14 protein-coding genes and 1 pseudogene are annotated in these 20908 nt (G+C 48.4%); 8 read left to right on the forward strand and 7 right to left on the reverse strand.

Translation table 11 applies throughout. The annotated features are described in order from the left end of the window. Both ACO0KV_RS09850 and ACO0KV_RS09855 read right to left on the reverse strand, forming a co-directional pair. A pseudogene (locus ACO0KV_RS09850) lies at positions 1-295 on the reverse strand (energy transducer TonB); the annotation flags it as partial. Between the two features lie 459 nt (positions 296-754). Further along, the gene (locus ACO0KV_RS09855; protein WP_423042307.1) at positions 755-3646 is read right to left on the reverse strand and encodes an alpha-1,6-glucosidase domain-containing protein; all 2892 of its coding nucleotides are present in this window, start codon (positions 3644-3646) and stop codon (positions 755-757) included. 180 nt (positions 3647-3826) lie between these two features. On the opposite strand from ACO0KV_RS09855, the gene ACO0KV_RS09860 reads away from it, so the two are divergent. Together ACO0KV_RS09860 and ACO0KV_RS09865 are read left to right on the forward strand one after the other, a co-directional pair. Continuing rightward, the gene (locus ACO0KV_RS09860; protein ID WP_423042309.1) at positions 3827-4900 is read left to right on the forward strand and encodes a glucokinase; all 1074 of its coding nucleotides are present in this window, start codon (positions 3827-3829) and stop codon (positions 4898-4900) included. A gap of 95 nt (positions 4901-4995) precedes the next feature. Next, complete coding sequence (locus tag ACO0KV_RS09865) at positions 4996-6642, forward strand: alpha-amylase family glycosyl hydrolase (RefSeq protein ID WP_423042311.1); 1647 nt, start codon at positions 4996-4998, stop codon at positions 6640-6642. A 64-nt stretch (positions 6643-6706) separates the two neighbouring features. Here the strand turns inward: ACO0KV_RS09865 and ACO0KV_RS09870 are convergent, their stop codons facing one another. Continuing rightward, positions 6707-7366, reverse strand: a complete 660-nt coding sequence (locus ACO0KV_RS09870; RefSeq protein WP_423042313.1) for an energy-coupling factor ABC transporter permease — start codon at positions 7364-7366, stop codon at positions 6707-6709. 595 nt (positions 7367-7961) lie between these two features. Here ACO0KV_RS09870 and hflK point away from each other — a divergent pair. The 4 genes from hflK to ACO0KV_RS09890 all read left to right on the forward strand — a co-directional run bounded on the left by hflK (position 7962) and on the right by ACO0KV_RS09890 (position 12773). Continuing rightward, entirely contained in the window at positions 7962-9035 is a 1074-nt protein-coding gene (hflK, locus tag ACO0KV_RS09875) for an FtsH protease activity modulator HflK (protein ID WP_423042315.1), read from the forward strand. Further along, positions 9032-9946, forward strand: a complete 915-nt coding sequence (gene hflC / locus ACO0KV_RS09880) for a protease modulator HflC (protein ID WP_423042317.1) — start codon at positions 9032-9034, stop codon at positions 9944-9946. The genes hflK and hflC overlap by 4 nt, the downstream gene beginning before the upstream one ends. 76 nt (positions 9947-10022) lie before the next feature. Then, positions 10023-11255 carry an NRAMP family divalent metal transporter gene (locus tag ACO0KV_RS09885; protein ID WP_423042319.1) on the forward strand — a complete coding sequence of 411 codons (1233 nt, stop codon included), beginning with the start codon at positions 10023-10025 and terminating at the stop codon, positions 11253-11255. 36 nt (positions 11256-11291) lie between these two features. Then, entirely contained in the window at positions 11292-12773 is a 1482-nt protein-coding gene (locus ACO0KV_RS09890) for a TerC family protein (protein ID WP_423042321.1), read from the forward strand. A gap of 199 nt (positions 12774-12972) precedes the next feature. Here the strand turns inward: ACO0KV_RS09890 and bamE are convergent, their stop codons facing one another. Next, positions 12973-13485 (reverse strand): outer membrane protein assembly factor BamE domain-containing protein, encoded by a 513-nt coding sequence (gene bamE / locus ACO0KV_RS09895; RefSeq protein WP_423042323.1) that lies wholly within the window; start codon positions 13483-13485, stop codon positions 12973-12975. A gap of 316 nt (positions 13486-13801) precedes the next feature. Between bamE and ACO0KV_RS09900 the strand changes: the two genes are divergently transcribed. Further along, positions 13802-14908, forward strand: coding sequence for an HAF repeat-containing protein (locus ACO0KV_RS09900; RefSeq protein ID WP_423042325.1), 1107 nt, complete (start codon positions 13802-13804; stop codon positions 14906-14908). Positions 14909-15193: 285 nt separating this feature from the next. Then, the gene (locus ACO0KV_RS09905; protein WP_423042327.1) at positions 15194-16195 is read left to right on the forward strand and encodes a catalase family peroxidase; all 1002 of its coding nucleotides are present in this window, start codon (positions 15194-15196) and stop codon (positions 16193-16195) included. Between the two features lie 152 nt (positions 16196-16347). On the opposite strand, the gene ACO0KV_RS09910 is transcribed toward ACO0KV_RS09905, so the two are convergent. The 3 genes from ACO0KV_RS09910 to ACO0KV_RS09920 all read right to left on the reverse strand — a co-directional run bounded on the left by ACO0KV_RS09910 (position 16348) and on the right by ACO0KV_RS09920 (position 20902). Continuing rightward, positions 16348-17529 carry a CmpA/NrtA family ABC transporter substrate-binding protein gene (locus ACO0KV_RS09910; RefSeq protein WP_423042329.1) on the reverse strand — a complete coding sequence of 394 codons (1182 nt, stop codon included), beginning with the start codon at positions 17527-17529 and terminating at the stop codon, positions 16348-16350. Between the two features lie 11 nt (positions 17530-17540). Further along, positions 17541-18116 (reverse strand): ANTAR domain-containing response regulator, encoded by a 576-nt coding sequence (locus tag ACO0KV_RS09915; RefSeq protein ID WP_423042331.1) that lies wholly within the window; start codon positions 18114-18116, stop codon positions 17541-17543. A gap of 74 nt (positions 18117-18190) precedes the next feature. Further along, the gene (locus ACO0KV_RS09920) at positions 18191-20902 is read right to left on the reverse strand and encodes a molybdopterin-dependent oxidoreductase (RefSeq protein WP_423042333.1); all 2712 of its coding nucleotides are present in this window, start codon (positions 20900-20902) and stop codon (positions 18191-18193) included. Between the last annotated feature and the right edge of the window lie 6 nt (positions 20903-20908).

The raw sequence follows: 20908 nt of genomic DNA on the forward strand, positions 1-20908 counted from the left end.
CCGCATTGATGGTGTTTTGTTGTGGTTGCTGCTGTACTTGCACTTCTGGCGGCGGAATAAATGGTGGCGGTGGGGCCAACAGTTTCGGCGGCGGTGGTGGTGGCGTATCAGGTGGCGGTGGCGGAGGCTTTACCTCTTCCACGATTTTAGTCTCCATTGGCTTTTGGATGATCTGAACGATCTTGGTCCCTAAGCCATTGAGTAGTGCATACAACAGCACTAAATGAAATGCTAAAACCAGCCCCATGCCGAGGAACTTCTTACCTGGCTCTTGCTGGCGATTTGAAAAATCCATTCCGACTGTCTCCTCAATCTAAGAATACGAAGGCGCTAATAATAACCGCTGTTACGTGAAAATTTTCGCCTCAATGCTGAAAAGTTTTCATATTTTTTGTAGCAAACACAGGTATTTTCCGAATAAGCGGTTATTTATCGGTTTTTCGCTGTGAGAAAACGCTATCTGTCGATCAATTTTTTGCTGCTGATTTACCTCTTTTGCTCTTTCCTTCACTATGACTAAGGCTAGGTTTTACGTCTGTTTTTCTACGCTCCTTTAATACCAGTAATACCAATGGTATTGATCGCAATGTCGGACGTTATTTGTTTTCCTGCGGTAGTCCTGAAATATTTCTGATTCTCAGTAGCACACTTGTTTGCAACTGCAATTGCAATTATTGTGCCCGCTGATACGGGTCAATCAAATAGTGATGTACCTATCCTTTAATCACATCACTTAACGCTGATGATGCCTATATTATTTTTCCTCTACAAAAACGACAGCGCTTCTGGCAGGTAGGCTGAAACCGTCACTCACTGAAAATGTTGCTTCTTTTGCGATGCGTTGATCTCCTGCGTTTGCACTGAGGTGGACCGGGTGTAATTGAAATGCACGCTGTTCTAGTGCAGGGATGCGTAGATGTTGTGCCACCTGGCTGACATTGATCAAATACACCAGTGATTTCCAGTGCGCAGATGCCAGTTGCTCTCCATTAATAAAGCCGACAATGACTGCGGGGTTTTGAGTTTTGCCAGTATTGTAAAAATGGAGTCGTTGTCTGACCTCTCTACTTTTGTTGAGATGGAACAGGGAGGTACTTTGTCGTATTTTGAGCAAATCTCTGAAGGTGTCGCGCGTCCAGGCAATATCTTCTGGACGTGGTTTGATTAACATTGTCGTCAGCAAAGGCTGCATCAAGGGATAAAGTGCTGCATTATCTTGTTTCGGAGGTAAGCCTGTCCCAAAGTAATTATCTTGATACGTCCAGTCAATGCGGTTGAACCAATCTCCGGAGTTATAGCTATTACCGTCCAATGACTTTGAACGAAGGATATCTGTGCCCGCATGAAAATAGGCAATACCTTGACTAAAAGCGGTCAGCGCTAGGCCGAGAATCTGCACTCTTGCGCGGTCTTCGTGACTGGTCGTCAACGGAAGCCGGAATGCATTGATATCAAATAGCGTTTGGTTATCGTGATTTTCTACATAATTGACTACTTCGTCTGGTTCGCTGGCATAGCCTGCGGGCTGGCCGTTGTAGTCGATTTCTTTGAGTTTTTGATGTTGCCCTTGCCAGGTCTCGAGTTCGTAATCGCTGAGAGTTCCAGCTAGTCCGACACGGACCATATCTGCAGCGCGTAAAACATGCTGCGGGTCGGTTCGCGCCGAGAGTTGATTAGGGGCGTCAACCATCCCATTGATAAACCCCTGATCTTTGATGATGCTGTTGATGTCGTCATTTCTCCCTGGACCTCGAATGGCATCGCGTGCTCGGTCGCTGAACGTACCGATGCCACTGCCATTGAGGCTTAGCTGCGTTGCCTGAACGAAGCGTGCGTTATCAGCTACCTCACCAAAATTCCAGCCTTCACCAATTAACTCAATAGGATGACCGTTTTCAATTGCCAGTGACGTCTTTAATTGCTCCATGACAGCACGTGGTTGATGTCCCATCAGATCAAAACGGAAGGAGTCGATCTTGTACTCGCGGGCCCACAGGCGTACTGAATCGGTCATTAATTTGGCCATCATTTTGTTTTCAGTCGCTGTATTTCCGCAGCTCTGACATGTTGACTCTTCAACCTTTCCTTCGCTATTACGTCGTTGGTAATAACCAGGGACGATACGATCGAGTACCGATTTCTCATGCTGACCAGCGTAGGTTGTGTGGTTATAAACAACGTCCATGCCGACCCGAAGATTGGCTTGGTGTAGCGCCATTACCATTTTTCTGAACTCAATAATACGTGTCGCCCCATCTGCAGCACTGGTGGCGTAGCTGCCTTCCGGGCTGTTGTAATGGTAGGGATCGTAACCCCAGTTAAAGCAATCAGTTGCGGCATGTGCATCAGTGATGGCTTGCTGCTGTTCGCTATCAGCGCTTCCGGTGACTTCAGGTGTGTCGCAATGCGTCTCAGGGATCGTGGCAATATCGAAGACCGGCAGCAAATGGATATCAGTGATGCCTGCTTGACTCAGTGCAGTCAGGTGGTGCATGCCGTTGGACTGCGTTTCGGTAAAGGCTAGGTATTTGCCGCGATAAGCTGGTCGTACGCTTTGGTCATTGGCAGAAAAATCGCGAACATGTAATTCGTACACAGACATATCCGTCGGCTTTTGTACCCGTGCAGGGATTGTCTGCCGATCCCATCCTGCTGGTTTAAGGGCGGGATTAGTTAGGTCGCCAATATAACTACGTGTTGAGTCTGTTGTCAGACTGATCGAATAGGGGTCGGTGACTGCATTCCGGACCCAGCCTGTTCCCGGGATGAAAACATCCACCAGATATCGGTAATACCGACCGGAGAGATCTTTATTTGTTTGTGCCGCCCAGACGCCAGTCGATGCATCAAAGTGCATAGGATGAATCGTATTCGCTTGACTCTTACCTGTGTGATAGGTACAGACCGCAACGTGTTTCGCAGTCGGTGCCCATAGTTTAAAACTGCTATCGCTTTTTTGTGAGCGACCTGTCGCTTTTAGTTTGACGCCTAAATCATTCAAGTCGTTGGCAGCAACATAGAGGTCATCGAGGGCGCCCGGATTCTGAATATAGGTGTAGTCAGTGACGTTGTTTTGTTTATCCACTTGGACTAAGACGGCTTGTTGCTGGAGTAGTTTTAGCAATGCTGTTCGTGGCTGATCGACATGCAACTCGACCCCTGCGCCGGTAAAGGTGAAGCGGTTTTGCAGCTCAGTTCGTGCACTCTTGACACTGCTGCCGGCAGCTAAGCGCAGATGTGCTGATGCGCCTTGAACTTTGCTTCCTTTGACAATGTCTAGTTTGCCACTCTCTGATAAGTATAAATAAAAACTGCCATTCGACGCTTTATGTGGCCAGCGTAGTGTGTCGCTACTGAGCCAGTAGGCACGGGCATCTGTTGCTTGTAATGCTGTTTTGTTCAGGAGTGTCTGATATGTTGATTGATCGCAATCGCTGATCTGAGGCGATGAAATGGCGTGAGTCGCAGGTAGTTTTGTTTGATCAGTGGACATGGCAGCAGCCGTGCTCAGACTGACGAGCGGACTGAGTAGCGTGAGTAGCGTGAGTAGCAGCGATGCTTTCTGCGCCCGACGAACGCGTTTTACGTCTCGTTGGGCCGACAGGGGCTGGTACCTGCCGCGAGCGGCAGAGTTACTTGATATCACTGATGTCTCCTGCGTTAAGTAGTTCAACTACATTAACGTGATGCCTAGTTATTTATAAAAATTCCAATAATTCTTTATTATTTTTGTTTATGGGAACAATTTTAACTGATAAATACACAAAATGTGTGACTTTGAATTTAATCTATGTAGTAATATTACATAAATTGATGGCGAACTGAGATGTTGCTGCGCCATCTCCGGAGAAACGACATTGATGGTGATACGCTAGTGCAAGATATAACAATCCAACATTCCTCAGCACCACGTCTTCTCGCCGATATCGGTGGGACTAATGCCCGCTTTGCGCTTGAGTTTGAGGCACATCGTTTCGTTGCCGTGGTCGTTTTATCATGTCACGCTTATGCTGATCCAAAGGCTGCTATTGTTGATTATTTAAACAGCGAGGTAGTGCAGCGGGTTTGGCCTGGTGCAATTCACCATGCGGCCATTGCTATTGCTAATCCGGTAGATGGTGACGTAGTGAGCATGACGAATAATCACTGGACGTTTTCTACTACGGCCTTAAAACAGGCATTAGCGTTGGAAACCTTGCTAGTGGTGAACGACTTTACCGCTCTGGCGCTCGCCTTGCCTCATCTGGAGTCGCATGAACGGATCCAGATTGGTGGCGGGCAGGCACAAGAGAATCGCGTCATCGGCCTGATTGGTCCTGGAACTGGTCTAGGCGTTTCTGGCATTATTCCTTGCCAAGAAAAGTGGGTACCATTATGTAGTGAGGGTGGTCATACTAGCTTTTCACCAACCAACAAAACCGAACTGGCATTGCTGGAAGTCATTTGGCAGGAGTTTCCGCACGTATCCGCTGAACGTTTGATTTCAGGCATGGGCTTAGAACTGTTATACCGTAGTTTGCAAACCTTGAAGGGTGTCACCCAACTCGAAACCTTATCCGCAGCGGAAATCAGTGCGCGGGCATCCGACGTCACTTGTCCGGTGTGCACGGAAGCCGTTAGTCATTTCTGTGGAATGCTCGGGACTGTTGCCGGAAATCTGGCACTGACTTTAGGTGCAACTGGTGGTGTGTATATTGGTGGTGGTATCGTGCCTAAACTTGGTGAGTTATTCCTAGCCTCTGCCTTCCGTCAGCGTTTTGAAGCGAAAGGACGATTTGCTGATTACTTGGCACAGATACCCACGTATCTGATTACCGCTGAATATCCGGCATTTCTGGGGGTTTCGGCACTGCTTAATGAACACCTCGCTGCGCAACAACCTTACACCCGCGACTCTTAGCAACAGAGAATAGCGGATAGCACTAGGGCGAAATAGCGAGCGCGGGTAAAGCAATCAACATCGTCAATCAAAAACAAAATAATTTGCAGGATCTTATGTCGACCACATTGAGTAATCAGAATGTATCAGCAACGACACCACAGTGGTGGCGTGAGTCAGTGATTTATCAGGTTTACCCTCGTAGTTTTCAGGATAGCAACGGCGACGGTATCGGCGACTTGCCCGGGATTACCAAACAGTTAGATTACATCGCTTCCTTGGGTGTGGATATCGTCTGGATCTCTCCTTTTTTTAAGTCGCCAATGAAGGATTTTGGCTACGATGTCTCGGATTATTGCGATGTTGATCCTCTGTTTGGTACGCTGGCGGATTTTGATCACCTGTTAGCACGCGCGCATGAGTTGGGTTTAAAGATCATGATCGATCAGGTCTTGTCGCATTGCTCAGAGCAGCACCCATGGTTTGTTGAAAGTCGGCAAAGCCGGGATAACCCAAAAGCAGATTGGTATGTCTGGTCAGATCCACAACCAGATGGCACGCCGCCGAATAACTGGCTCTCCGTGTTTGGTGGCTCGGCCTGGCAGTGGGATGCACGTCGCCGTCAGTATTACATGCATAATTTCCTAGTCAGTCAGCCAGATTTGAATTTTCATCATCCTGACGTGCAACAGGCGCATCTCGATAGCATGCGTTTCTGGCTTGACCGCGGTGTTGATGGTTTCCGGTTAGATGCCTGTAATTTTCATTTCCATGATCGTCAGCTGCGTAGTAATCCTGCTGCGACTAATCGCGATACCAAAACCGTGCAGGACACCAATCCGTACGGCATGCAAGCGCACGTGCATGACAAAACACAACCTGAAAATTTACTCTTCCTAGAAAAAATCCGCTTACTACTCAACGAATACGGCGCGATCGCCATTGGTGAAGTTGGCGCGGATGATTCATTAGGCGTTATGGTCGAGTACACAGCAGACGATAATAAACTTCACATGGCGTACAGCTTTAACTTACTGACACCAGAAGTTTCGGCACAATACATCCGCACGCAGGTTGAAGAGTTCGAAACTCGCGTTAAAGGTGGCTGGATATCATGGTCAGTGGGTAATCACGATGTCGTGCGCGTGATGTCACGCTGGGGCGGTAAAAATGCGACGCCGCAGTTTTCCAAGATGATACTCGCGTTGCAATTAGCCTTGAAAGGAACGCCGTGTCTGTATCAGGGTGATGAGCTGGCGTTGACGGAAGCTGACATTGCTTATGAAGATATTCAGGACCCTTACGGTATCACGTTCTGGCCTGAGTTTAAGGGGCGCGACGGTTGCCGTACACCAATGCCATGGATTGCCGATGCGCCGTTTGCTGGATTTAGTAATCACAAGCCATGGCTGCCAGTGCCGCCAGAGCATGCCGCTAATGCCGTCGCGGTGCAAGACAAGCTAGCCGACTCTGCATTGAACTACGCACGTCATATTCTGCGTTGGCGCAAACAGTTTCCACAACTGACGTTAGGAAATATTTTCTTTTTTGACGCGCCCGAGCCAATCTTGGCGTTACGTCGAGATTTACCTGGTCACCCAAGTATTATTGCTGCATTTAATCTTGGCGATCAGCCGATCCAGTTTTTGTGGCCTGAAGCAGCAGGTGCGCGTCAGCTCACTGACGTTGGATTGCCAGGTCAGCTCAATGGATCCTGTCTAGAATTACCTGCATTTGGTGCATGGTTTGGTGAATTGAACTAATAGACCATTGCATTTTTGGGTGGGTAAAAACGTGCCATGTATTTGTTGATACTAGGCACGTTTTTTATTTGCCCTTCAGGTAAAGCTGATCTTCAAACGTGAATACCCATGCTGGTTTATAGACGACAAAGATTGTGATCAAAAAACCGGTTAAAAATGCCTCCCCCCAAGCGAGCAGCAGCATGTAAGCATACGCGTCGTTCGGGATAGGAATCGTTGGCAGCAATAAGCTATGGATACAGAGTGCCAGCAGTCCGGTAGCGGCATTGACGATAAATGCCCCAAAAAAACCGTTTCCAAATAAATACACAAACATATGCTGCGGTAGATATTGCTGCGTTTTTTTTAGGATGAAATCACTGAGAAGGGCCGGTATCACTGCAAGCAAGAGGATATTGGTTCCAAGGTTAAGCCAGAGTCCGTCAAATTCTGCCGTATAGGCGAGCACGCTCAGCGCTGCACCGACACAGGTCAGTGCACGACCAAACATCAGCGCGAACATCGCTAAGCCGATTAAATGTAACGATAAGTCGGTTTGCACATGGACGCGCATGTGCCACAGCAACGTTAGAACAATAATGCTAGCGCACCAGGCGGAAAATGCCGTTGGCTCGCGCCATTTTTTCCAAGGGATTTTTTTGATCTCTGCCAAGAGAAATAGGCTGGCGGTCAGCATCATGAGCAGGTTAAAGGCGAGTTCTATTGGGGTGTAAAAGATGCCCATGATGGTGGCGCTCGGGTTTAAGTGGTGGGGTAGAATTAATGATAAACCTGTTTTTGTGCGCGGGGCTTGTTCTTAATTAATTGGATTGCACTTCGGATGTTGTTACTGCGTGTCGCGCAAATTGCTTTGTCTAAAATGAACAAGGTCAACACTTTAAACTCTACACCTCAAACTTCACATCTAACATGCCCAATCCCTCGTCTTGCCGTCATCTGCGATGGCGGAGGATTTAGTGCGCGTGAGTGCTATTTGTCTCTGGCGGCCCCCGCTTTGTTGATCTCCATCAAGATCAATGATCGCACTCTCCCTCCCGCAGGGGAGTTTTATTGTCACGCAGGGGGGCTGGGTAGTAATATGCTTGCTCTTAAGATAGCTGGATCTCGATGGTTTATTTTCAGTGGGGTGCTTTTTACTTAACTTCCCGACCGAAGCGCCAAATGAGGTCGTCAGCTAACCTGCAGAGAGCGAATTTCCCCGTGTGGCATAAAAATCGGCTTTAGACCTGGCCAGCGTGCGTTTTTGTCAGACGAAGTTGATTTTTTGTTTATGATACGGTGTCGCCCATATTCTATGCTTCAAGGAAACGGAATCCATTATGTCTTCAGCGTCACCGGAAGAGCAACAGCCTGTCCCAGTAGAGCAATCCAAAGTTGATACGCTGTTATATGCGGCACAAAAGCAGGCCGCCAGGTTTTATATCGCCCTCAATGCAAGAGGTCTGGGGCTGATTGCTGGATTGTTTTTCTTAGCGTGGATATTTTCGGGTATTTATAAGGTACAACCAGAAGAGCAGGGGGTTGTGCTCCGCTTTGGTAAATGGACAGAAACCACCAAATCTGGATTGCATTATCATTTGCCGTATCCGTTTGATACAGTACTTTTTCCTAAAGTAACGCAGGTCAATGAATTAAAGCTCGGCCGCACCCGCGCCAGTTCAGCTGACAATTCCAATTCACATGATGACCAGATGCTGACCGGCGATGAAAACATTGTCGAGGCCGACTGTGTGGTGTTTTGGAAGGTGAAGGACGCCGGTCGCTATTTATTTCAGATCAAAAATCCAGAACAAGCGATGAAGATCGCTGCTGAAAGCGCATTGCGTGAAGTAATCGGGCGGACGCCGATTCAGGCAGCGATGTCGGATAAACGTCAGCAAATTGCGGATGAAACCAAACAACTCTTACAGACCCTGCTTGATAAAGAAGAATCTGGTATCTATGTCACACAGGTACAGTTGCAACGTGTTGACCCACCAGTTGCTGTCATTGACGCGTTTAACGATGTTCAACGGGCTCGTGCGGATCAGGAACGGGCGCGGAATGAGGCTGAGGCCTACCACAACGATATTTTGCCGCGTGCCCGCGGTGAGGCATCCCATATTATTCAGGATGCAGAAGCCTATAAAACACAGGCCGTCAATTTAGCAGAAGGTGAAGCGAAGAGTTTCTTATCGGTCTATCAAAGCTATGCGCAGGCCAAAGATGTCACTGCGTGGCGTTTGTATTTACAAAGTGTCGATGCCGTCTTGAAAAAATCGGGCAAGGTTATTATCGATTCTTCAGGTAAAGGTGTCTCTGGCGTTGTGCCGTATATGTCGGTTACCGATAAAAATACAAATACGAGTACCAATGTCACTAACAACGCAAATGGCAGTGAGAGCAAAAAATGAATAAAAATACGGTCAGGTTAGGCGTCGCTTTCTTTTCATTAATCGGTTTGTCTTTGTTGTCCTCGACGTTTTATACCGTTGGCGAGGATCAACAAGCTCTGGTCGTGCGTTTGGGGGCACCAACGGGTGCAGTCAGTCAACCCGGCCTGAAAACCAAAATGCCAATGCTCGATACGGTCATTTATTATGATCGTCGCTTACAAATTCTGACGCCACGTTCAGAACAAGTCATTCTGGGTGACCAGAAGCGGATTGAGGTCGAGACGTACACGCATTTTCGTATTATCAATCCTTTGCGTTTTTATCAATCGGTCCGCACTGTTGATCAGGCGGGCACCCAATTGTCGCAACTGGTCAGTTCATCGCTGCGCCGAGAGTTAGGTCAAGTCATGCTACCAGCGTTGCTGTCGAAAGAACGACCAAAAATTGTTGATCGTATCCAAAAAGAAGTTACTGAAAAAGCACGTTCACTGGGCATCGAAGTGACAGAAGTGCGCTTTCATCGTGCAGACCTTCCATTGGAAACGAGTCAGGCGATTTACGATCGGATGAAATCCGAACGTGAACGGGAAGCCAAAGAATTACGTGCACAGGGTTTTGAGTGGGCACAACAAATTCAGGCATCGGCGGATCGTGAGCGTGCGATCATCTTGTCCGAAGCCCAACGCCAGAGCAACATCACACGCGGTGAAGCAGATGCGCAAGCCAATCAAATTTTTGCTGCGGCATTCGGTAAAGATCCGAAGTTTTATAAACTATATCGCTCTTTGCAAACCTATCGGACATCGCTTGCTGATTCTGCACCAACGCTGGTGTTGTCGCCTGATGCTGAATTCTTACGCCAGTTTAAAACCGGGCCAGCAGAAAGCGGTACCGGAGGAAATGCGGGCAACGGTAGCGGCAAACATTGAGCGCGCTGCGTAATGCCACGTTCCCGATACGCTATTGCCCCTGGCGTTAGCGTTTTTTCGTCTCGCTGATAGCCACATGTCTACTCATCCACATCTCGGTCAACGTTTGTTGCGTATTGCCATGACGGTTGGCCCCGGTCTGGTCGTGATGTTTGCGGATGCTGATGCAGGTAGTCTCATTACCGCTGCGCAGAGCGGTGCCGAGTGGGGTTATCGTTTGTTGCTGCTACAAATCGTGTTGATTCCCTTGCTCTACATTGCACAGGAATTATCGATACGGCTGGCGCTTGGTACAGGCAAAGGATACGGAGAACTGATACGGCAGCGGTTCGGCAGTGGGATGGCATTTTTATCGCTTTCAACGCTGATCATCAGTTGCTTTGGTGCGCTGCTGACACAAATGAGTGGTTTGGCGGGGGCCGGACAGTTACTCGGCATTCCTATCTGGCAGACGATCTCTGTCGTGGTACTGCTTATTTTTACGATGATGTGGACTGGCTCGTATCGATCGGTAGAAAAAATTGCGATTGTCTTTGGGTTGTTTGGGCTCGCCTTTTTACTGGTCGCATGGAAAGCGCATCCGGATATGCAACGCGTTGCGCAGCAAATACAAGAGTTGCCACTCCATGACAACCGCTTTCTCTATTTGATGGCGGCCAATCTAGGTACCAGCATCATGCCATGGACATTAATTTATCAGCAGTCAGCGTTGTTGGACAAAGGATTGTCCTTGTCACATCTAAAAATCGCCAGAACTGAAACTGCCATTGGTGCGACACTCTGCCAGATGGTACAAGCTGCGATCCTCATCGCTGCCGCAGCATCGTTTGGGCAGCACGGCGTTGTATTAGAAACGGTGCCGCAGATTGCTGACGCATTTACTGCAGTGCTCGGGCATACCGTGGGACATTTGGTGTTTATCATTGGAATGACTGGTAGCGCCATGGTTGCGACGATTGTGGTTTGTCTTACTGCGGCGTGGTCAGTCGGCGAGGTGATTGGCGTACGCCATTCGCTAGAACAACATCCACGCGATGCGCCTTGGTTTTATGTCGCATTCGCGGTCATGCTAGTGGCTGGCGGTATATTGGTTTGCTCTGGCGTTAACTTGATTCACTTATCGATCGCGACTGGTGTGATCAATGCGCTGTTGTTACCGATCGTGCTCGGATTTTTATATAACCTGGCGCGTACCGAGTTGCCACCTGCGCTGCGTTTACAAGGAAGCTATGCTGTCGTCGTTGCCTTGCTTTTTGTACTGACGGCAGGTGTCGGGCTCTATGCAGGTCTTGCAGGGATGCTGACATGAGCAGTATTTTGATGAGAGCAATCCAAAGGAGAAATAATGGGATTTGATGGCATCATGCATGCAATAGGAATGACGCTGCAGGTTTTTTTTCTTGATCTCATTCTGAGTGGCGATAATGCCGTGCTCATCGCCTTGGCGTGTCGCCGCTTGCCGAAGCGACAAATGCGTCAGGTGATCTTAATGGGGACAGGCTTTGCCTTCTTTTTACGGATCGTGCTCACAACCATCGTCAGTTATTTATTGTCCGTGCCGTCTTTGCGCTTGATTGGTGGTCTTGCATTAATGTACATTGCATTGAAGTTGTTGGTTGATGACGAGCAGCATCAAAACGACGACACACTCAACGATACGGATACAGAAAAAAACGCCGCTGTTACAGTGTGGTCAACCGTTGGCATCGTCGTCGTTGCCGATCTGGTGATGAGTATAGATAACGTCATTGCGCTCGCTGCCGTAGCGCAGGACAACACCGCATTTCTGGTGTTTGGCCTGCTATTGAGCGTCCCTTTATTGATGTATGGCAGTTTGTTTGTTACCGGATTACTCAATCGTTATCCGTTGCTGGTTCCGGGTGTCGCGGGCTTGTTGGGATGGATTGCTGGAGATATCGCTGTTGCCGATCCCCTGATCGCAGAATGGATCAATACGCAGTCACCAGGACTTACAGTGGTCATGCCGTTGCTATGTGCCATTTTTGTACTCCTGCAAAGTAGGATTGTCAAAGAGGTTCGTGAGGCCTGGGGAATCAACGATCAGATCGCGAAGAATAAAACCGATATCTCTACTCGTCTGTTGGCGATGGCAGAGACGCCGGTTGTTTCTGATCTAGCGCAGAATGCCGAGAAAATCGTCCATCATTCAGTGGCTGATGAGGCGCCTGTTGCTACCGCGTTATCTGAAAACCTTGGTCATTCGGTACAGGCAAGCGTTAGCGTGAATAAGGTTGAGGCCTCACCGATATCTGTTCATCCTCCTCTTGCCATCAACGAAACATCGTTAATTTCACATCAAATCACCGATGGGGCGCGCGCTGATGAAGAATCAGAAGTGGATAACAATGAGGATGAGGAAGATACGTCTGAAAATGAAAATGAAAATGAAAATGAAACTGAATCAGGCGATGTGATACCTGAAGTGTCAAGCATACTGACTCGCTTAAGAGAAAATGGACTGCTCATTGGTGGTCTCTGTTTAACTGGTTTACTGATTTTTGTATTTACTCATTTTGGCCAGAGTTTTATACCAGCACCCGCACCCATGACCCAATTCGACTGCCCTGGTTATACAGGAAAGTTTTCGCTGTATTACAAACATGGCGGTGAAAAAATTCAAATTCGTACCGGAGGTCGGGTGATGAACGGTTCAGTCAATTATGGCAAACTTCAGTGGGACAATACTGGTGAGATCAGCAAAAGTATAGGGTTCACGTTGCCTGAAGAAATTGTTTCGGATTCGGGGCGTTCTGTGCAGATTAATGGGGGGAGTTTTCGGCAGATTAGTTGTATGCGTGTTGACTAAATGGGTATTCAATGAACGTTCTCTTGTCTGCTCTGAGTCTTTTTCGTTTATTGTTGATTTGTGGAATTGATCTTCGCGGAGGGGCAGGTCGGGAGTGGCTGCCGATGCGGAGATGTTGTCCTTCTGATGCCGCACTGCGTGTCGCAGAAATTGCGTTGTCTTAAGCGGTGAAGGGCAAAATCAAAACACCTTATTTATACTACCGTCCCCTGCCACGCCCTTCACGTTCAAACAGTGGATCGGGGCCATTCTCTAGCTTGGTGACGACACCAGCTTGGTCAAAATAGACTGCCATCAAAGAATCCCAAGCACCATCTTGTTTGAACGGATAAGACCACGATTCTTCCCCAGAGCGCGAGTAAAAATTGGTCACGCTTGGCGCACCGATGATTCTGAGTACGCCTTCCTTATTGGTTTCACCAGGTTTAATTTTAGAGAAATACGCCATGGTTAATACTTGCCGATAGGAAATTAGATTTCCGTTGGCATCAAACGTCGCCATGTGCGTCGCTTGCCCCATGCGGCCTCGCATATATTCAAGAATAGTCTGATGACCATTGGCATAACGATGCGTAGGCTGCCCCACTAGCGCAATGACGTCCGATTCACTTTGTCCCGGTTTTACTGAGCCAACGCCCCAGCTCTGGCAGGCTGTCAGAACCAATGACATACTCAGAATATAGATCAAATAGATAAATTTTTTGATAGACATGGGTTTCTCCCGATGTAAAAGCATCAGGGATAGATTACGCTAATTCGGTTCAGCGTGTCGCTGTTACTGTTGCTTTTGAATTTTTCTACACTGACATGTCAAAGCAGTGTCAGTTTCAATACATGTCGAAACGAAAATCGTATGCCAACCCCGACAATCTGGGCTATGATGTTTTTGCCAATATGGCATCGCTATCGTTCGACGTACCTCTCTGCAATACCCAACTTTTTCAGCTGTTGTTACATTCCGCGATGGACAAGCACTCCATCGCTCTTTGTAGTCCATTCTTTGACTAAAAACACGAAGGGGAAATTGTATGCATCCATTGTATCTGCGCCATTGTTTGCTGGTGATGGCCTTGATGAGTACGGAGGTTTTTGCTACCAGCACTGCCGTTGGTATTTCACGCCAACAATACGGCGAGTCGATTGCTTACGACATGAATGCAACCGGACAAATCGCTGCCGTTATCAAAGAAAAAAATGGGACACCGCACGCGGTTTTCTACGATAAAGGACAACTAGTGAAGTTGGAACTACCCGGTGAAACAGAGAGTGAAGCGAAGCATATTAATGATCGCGGTGAGGTGATTGGCTACTCAAAAATTGGCTCGGTAGCGACTGCCTTTATCCGTGATCGTTTTCGTCATCAACAAGAACTTGGGACGCTTGGTGGGCCGAATAGTTATGGAATCGCGATTAATAACGAGGGCGCGGCGACTGGTTTTGCAGATACAGCAGATGGTGACTGGCATGCATTTTTATATAAACCGGGCGCAACGCTGAAGGATCTGGGCACCTTGGGCGGGAAGATCAGTTATGCATCCGGAATCAATAGCCTCGGGCAGGTTGCGGGGACAGCGACGACAGAGGACGGTTCTCGCCATGCGTTTATTTATGATGGTAGCAAAGGCATGACCGATCTTGGCACGTTAGGTGGACGTTACAGTTCAGCAACCGCAGTCAACGATAAAGGCGTTGTCGTTGGCACGTCAGAAACGTCAGATCATCGCTGGCATGCCTTTATCTACGATGGCAAAAACATGCTTGATTTAGGTAAAAAAATTGGCGTTGGCAACAGTTTTGCCACTGGCATTAACAATGATGGTCAGGTCGCTGGCATCGTTGATGTTGAGGATATGCGTTATACCTTTGTCTGGCGTAACAACAAGATAACGATGCATCCTAGTGGCAAGAGTCTTTATTTAACGAATGCGATCAATGAGGCGGGGCAAGTCATCGGTGCCAGCTATGACCATGGTCTGAATGCTGCCACTATGCCTTCCAACGCGATTCCGTTTGTTGATCTCGGTGGTAATAAGATCCTTGGATTTAATATTTTTGTGATCGCTATGGCGCTCCTTGCTGCCGTTTATCGTAAGCGCTTAAAAGGCTTGTTTTTCCAAGAAAGATTATTTTTCTAAATAGCATGAGCGGTTGAATAACACACCCGCACTCCATCAACCATGTGATCAACCTGCCGCAGGTGGCGGCAGGTGGCGCTGGTTTTAAACGTTGGCAATTCCTCCTCTCTTAGCCTGACTGGGTTACGTCGTCGCAACATTGCGCACTAACAACCCGCAATCAAGAAATCAGCTAAACTTACCCCGCCTTGTTGCCATCAGTCGCCGTCCGTAGCTATTAGTTGCCATAACTTTGTTGCTAAAGAGTTATTTCTATATCAATTGTCCAACCCAAAGAGGAATGAAATGCGCGCTAGACGATTTACCCAATTAACGGCTGCATGTTTGATAGCCACTATCTATACACCGAGTATGGCGGAGGATACAACAGTTTCCCCAGACAAAATCATTGCAGAATTCGAAAGTATCTTTGGCGTCAATCCGGGGCATCGTAGAAATCATACCGAGGGGCTGTGCGCGCAGGGCGAGTTTGTGGGCGCCAAAGAAGCAACTGCGTTTTCCAAATCCATCTTGTTCAACGGTAAAAAAATTCCCGTGATTGCGCGGTTCTCTTTGGCCGGTGGCAATATCAATGCACCCGACACCTCAAAAAGCCCCCGAGGGATGGCATTAGAGTTTGCGTTGTCCAAAAGTAGCATTCAACACATGACCATGCTCAATGTTCCGATGTTTGGTGCCGCAACGCCGCAGAGTTTTTATGACGGTATGTTGGCTGGCAGAGTAGATCCGGCAACCGGAAAAGCTGATCCAGAAAAAATCAAAGCGTTTCGCGCCTCGCATCCAGACAGCCAACCTCTGGCAGCATTTATGGGCAGTCATAACCCACCGGTTAGCTACGCCAACAGTGATTTCTATAGCATTCACACGTTCAAAATGTTGAACAAGAAAAATAAAGTCACCTTAGTTCGCTGGCGTTTCGAGCCCGAGGACGGTGTGCAGAGATTAACCGATGACGAAATGAAATCGGGACCATCCAGTTTTCTGGAAAAGGATTTTTTGTCCAAGGTCAGCGCAAAACCGATCCGCTGGAAAATGATTCTGACCGTCGGTGAACCCGATGATGTGCAAGACAATCCTACCGTTTTGTGGCCCGCAGGTCGCAAGGAAATTCAGGCTGGTGTACTGACATTGACATCGGCTGCGAAAGAGGCAGGCGCATCTTGTGAGAAAATTAATTTTGATCCGCTTGTGATGGGCGATGGCATTGCACCAACTAACGACCCTGTCTTACTCTATCGCTCTCCAGCCTATGCGCTGTCATTTGCGAAGCGGATCAGCAATCAGTAATTCTTGGCTCCTTCGTTACAGTCGACGGTAGTATAGTAAGGCCGTCGGCTGCAACGGCAATTGTTCTCATGGTGAGCATGGATATTGATTGCCGTTGAATGCGCCGGATTATTTTTCTGGTGTTGCGTTGCGTAGTCAAACAATAAGCACACCTAGCTAACAGCGTTTATTGTGAACTGCTTTGCATAGCTTACCGCATCATGGCCATCCCAGATTTGACCATCAATGAATTGAATTTCAGTAGTTTTAGTTGGTTCTAGGGTAAGCTCGAGTTGTTGCGTTGCCTGTGTATAAAGTGCAGTCTGACACACCTGGTTCACAATAGCGTCCCAGTCGCTGGTCGATTTTAATAAACCCCATCTGTAAAACTGGCTCAGAAACCAAAGACCATCTGCTGGCAGCGGATAATTCGTTGTCGCGTCGGTAAAAAAACGGATTGGCAAGTTTGATCCTCGCTCTGCATTTTCGTCGTCCAGGCGACGACCAACGAGACGCGACTGTATTAAATCTTGTGCGAGATGCAGATATTCTGGTTGCGCTAACCAGGTACTGAGTTGCCATTTATTTTCAGTCGCTTCAATCCACTGGCAGGATTCCAGCATCGCTCGAATTAACGCTTGTACCGTGTTGGGATACAGTGCGGCAAATTCACGGCGACAAGCGAGTGCTTTTTCAGGATGATCTGGCCAGATCTGGCTGCTGCTGACGATAGTTCGTCCGCTCTTATTATGTTCGGCGACGGCGTGCCATGGTTCTCCGGCGCAAAAACCGTCTAGTTCGCCATGTGCGAGGGCTTCAGGCATCTGCGGTGGTGGAATGACGATGCTCTCTACGTCGCTGACGGGATGGATGCCGTTTGCTGCGAGCCAGTAGTTGAGCCACATCGCATGGGTTCCGGTCGGGAATGTCTGTGCGAAGACAGGTTTTCTGCCGAGCGTTTTCAAGGCCGCACGCAGTGATTGCCCTTCCTTTAATTGATCGGCTAGTTGATTTGATACCGTAATTGCCTGACCATTGCGATTTAAGGTCATCAATATTGCCATATCCGCTTGTGGGCCACCTAAGCCGATCTGAACACCATAGACTAAACCATACAACGTCTGCGCTGCGTCTAGTTCTCCTGAGAGTAATTTATCGCGAATCGCTGCCCAAGACGGCTGTTGGTAGAGTTCTAGTGTAATGCCGTGACGTTGATCGAAACCCATTTGTTTGGCGACGATTAACGGTGCGCTATCAATCAGCGCCACATAACCGATACGTAAGTGTGGGCGCTCTGGTGGTGCGGATGATGTGACGTCTGTCACGGCAGAGAGTGAAGTTGGCAATGAAGTCATGTGGATTTCTTTCAGGTCAGCAGATCAGCCATTGCAATGATCTGGCGCGCAATTTCTGCAATTTTCATTCCTTGTTTCATGGATTGATTACGCAGTGTTTCGTAGGCCTCTGCTTCACTCATCTTTCTTTTATCCATCAATAAACCTTTAGCCCGATCGATAACTTTGCGATCAGCTAGTTCATTTTCTACCGTCGCTAATCGTTGACGTAAGCGTGACTCAGCAGCAAAACGGGCTAGCGCCACCGTCAAGATCGGTGCCAGTCTTTCTGGTGCCAGTCCATCGACAACATAGGTGGTAACCCCTGCGCCGACCGCGGCGCTAATCAAATGCTGATCGGCATCATGGCTAAACATGACGACGGGGCGAGGGGCGGATGAATGCATCAGTGCGAGTTGCTCAAGCGTGTCTCGTGAAGGTGACTCAGTATCGACGATGACGATATCCGGCTTTTGTTGCTTCACTGCCTCCGAGAGTGCGCGTGAGGTCGCAACCAGCGGCAGAACATCGTAGCCGTTTTCAATCAGTGTCTGACAAAGCTCGCCAATGGGTTTATCAGTATCGTTGATGAGAAGAACGCGGAGCATGAAATAAGAAATCGACTTTTATAAATAATCTGCAAATGAACAAGGCCACAGTGCGCCCAAATTTGAGCCCCAATTTAGGCTACATTGATTTTCGCAACCATCTGCGCGATCTGCGGTAGACAGGAGCCGCAGACACTACCACATCCTAATGTTACTTTAAGTTGCGTCAACGTTGCACCTTGACGAATCGCATTCTCGATACGCGACTCTTTCACCTGCATGCACTGACAAATGGTGCGGTCTACCACCTGTCCTCCGGTGTGACGTGAAAAAATCGCCAGACGTGAACCTTGCCATGCCTGCTTCTGTCGCACATGATTCAAGGCGAAATCTGCACTTTGAATATCACCCGAAAATATAAATCCAGCTAGGTGTCCATCCTTCCATTGCGCTCGTTTTGCAATATGACGTTGCTCGTCACGGTATTCCAATGTCTCTGGGCCGACCACGAATTCCAACGCGTCAGAGAGGCTTTCCAGCCACCCCTCAGGCGGTGAATGATGCGCTGCGTTTAATATCACGATGTCATTTTCGACAGTGATAGCGGCATACGCGCACTGTCGTAGCAAAGGCTGAATACGCGCCTGCATCGCCAACACATTCCCGCGACACGCAGCAACTACCCGCCATGGCAATTCGATAGCTTCAATCCTCACTGCGGCGTGCTTTAATTCTGGCTGAAATGAACGTGGATCGACTTTGCCAGTAATCACTTCGTTGATACCGCCACTGTTTAAATATTGACCATTCCAGTGCATTGCAGCAAAAACAGTACCAGATTTTACCTCGTCGGATAGTTGTAACGGTAAAATCATTTTCGTTTGCTTATTACTAATGACAACCAAGTCACCGGTCTTAAAGCCACGACGTTCAGCATCAGTTGGGTGCATGGTCAATGCTGGTTGTGGGTCATGCGCAAATGCTTGCGCAGCACGACCACTACGGCTCATGCCATGCCACTGATCTCGCAGCCTTCCTGTCATTAAGTGAAAAGGAAAGCGTGCATTGGTCGTTTCTGCTACTGGTTGGTATTTAGTGGCATGAAACTGGGCGCGATGATTTGCAGTATGAAACAGTCCGTCGGTATACCGACGGGTCTGACCCGCTATGTGCCCTTGAGGGAATGGCCATTGTTGCGGGCCTTGTTTTTCTAGGACAGCGTAACTTAGACCACCAATATCCAAGTCGCGCCCGATGGTCAGCGAGCGATGTTCGTTAAATGCAGATTCTGGTGATGTAAATGGAAACAGATCCTTCAGCTCTGGATGAAGCTGCGCCTGTATGCGGCGGGCAATATTATTTGCAATCCACCAGTCCGGTTTGGCATCCCCAGGTGGGGAGATTGCCTGACGGACCATTGAAATACGCCGTTCAGAATTAGTTACTGTTCCCGCTTTTTCTGCCCAGCTACTTGCAGGCAGGACAATATCAGCAAAAGGGACAGTATCAGTGTGCATAAATGCTTCTTGAACGACCACAAACTCAGCACAGCGCAGTGCTTGACGAATTTTGTCGGTGTCTGGCATGGAATGGACGGGATTCGTGCAGACAATCCAGACCGCTTTGATTTTTCCGCTTAGGATTGCATCAAACATCGCCACCGCAGGCAAACCTGGTGTCGCCGACATGTGCTCAACGCCCCATTGTTCGGCGACTTCTGCCCGATGGATGGGATTTGTAATATCGCGATGTGCCGCCAACATGGTTGCCATGCCGCCGACTTCGCGTCCGCCCATCGCATTTGGTTGACCTGTTAGCGAAAAGGGGCCCGCTCCTGGGCGACCGATTTGTCCGGTTGCGAGGTGTAAATTAATCAGCGCAATATTTTTATCAGTGCCATGGCTCGATTGGTTTAGACCCATGCAATAAAGCGACAAGGAAGAGGGCGACACCGCAAACCACTCGGCTGCCTGAATCAGATCTTTTTCTGTAATGCCGCAGATCTCCGCTGCAACACGTGGCGTGTATTCACGGACGAGATTTTTTACTGTCGCAAATCCATCGGTATGTTCGTCGATATAGGTTTCGTCAAGCCAGCCTTCCCAGATTAAATGATGCAGCATGCCATTAAAAAGCGCCACATCAGTTCCAGGTTCAATGGCCAGATGCAGGTCTGCCATTGCTGCGGTATCTGTGCGCCGTGGATCGATCACAATCCATTTGACATCGGGGTTTTTCTCGCGAGCGGCTTCCAGACGGCGATACAAGACCGGATGGGCATAAGCTATATTGCTGCCCGCAAATAACACGGTTGTCGCGTGTTCTAAATCCTCATAACAACCAGGTGGTGCGTCAGCGCCAAAGGCCATTTTGTAGGCAGTAACGGCGCTTGACATACACAGACGGGAATTGGTGTCGATATTATTGGTACCGATCAATCCCTTTGCTAGTTTGTTGAAGACGTAATAATCTTCTGTGAGCAATTGTCCTGATACATAAAACGCCACAGCATCAGGACCATGCAAACGAATAATGTCAGAAAAACGTAGTGCGACCGTTTCCAGTGCTGATTCCCAATCCACTTGGCGACGTGGCGAGGTACGATCGATCCGCAGTTCAGGATATAAAGCGCGCCCAGTATCATTGCTGACAGTCAGTGGCAATGACAAACCTTTACTGCATAGTCTGCCAAAGTTGGCTGGATGATCGGGGTCGCCCTCAATCCCGACCACGCGATCCCCCTCAGATTCGATCAGTACGCCACACCCCACCCCACAGTAACAGCAGGTTGATTTGGTGATTGTTCGCATTGTTGGCACTATCCGCGTTGTCGGCATTGTCTGCATGTCTTA

The organism is Undibacterium sp. RuRC25W, from assembly GCF_049339825.1.
GTDB lineage: Bacteria > Pseudomonadota > Gammaproteobacteria > Burkholderiales > Burkholderiaceae_D > Undibacterium.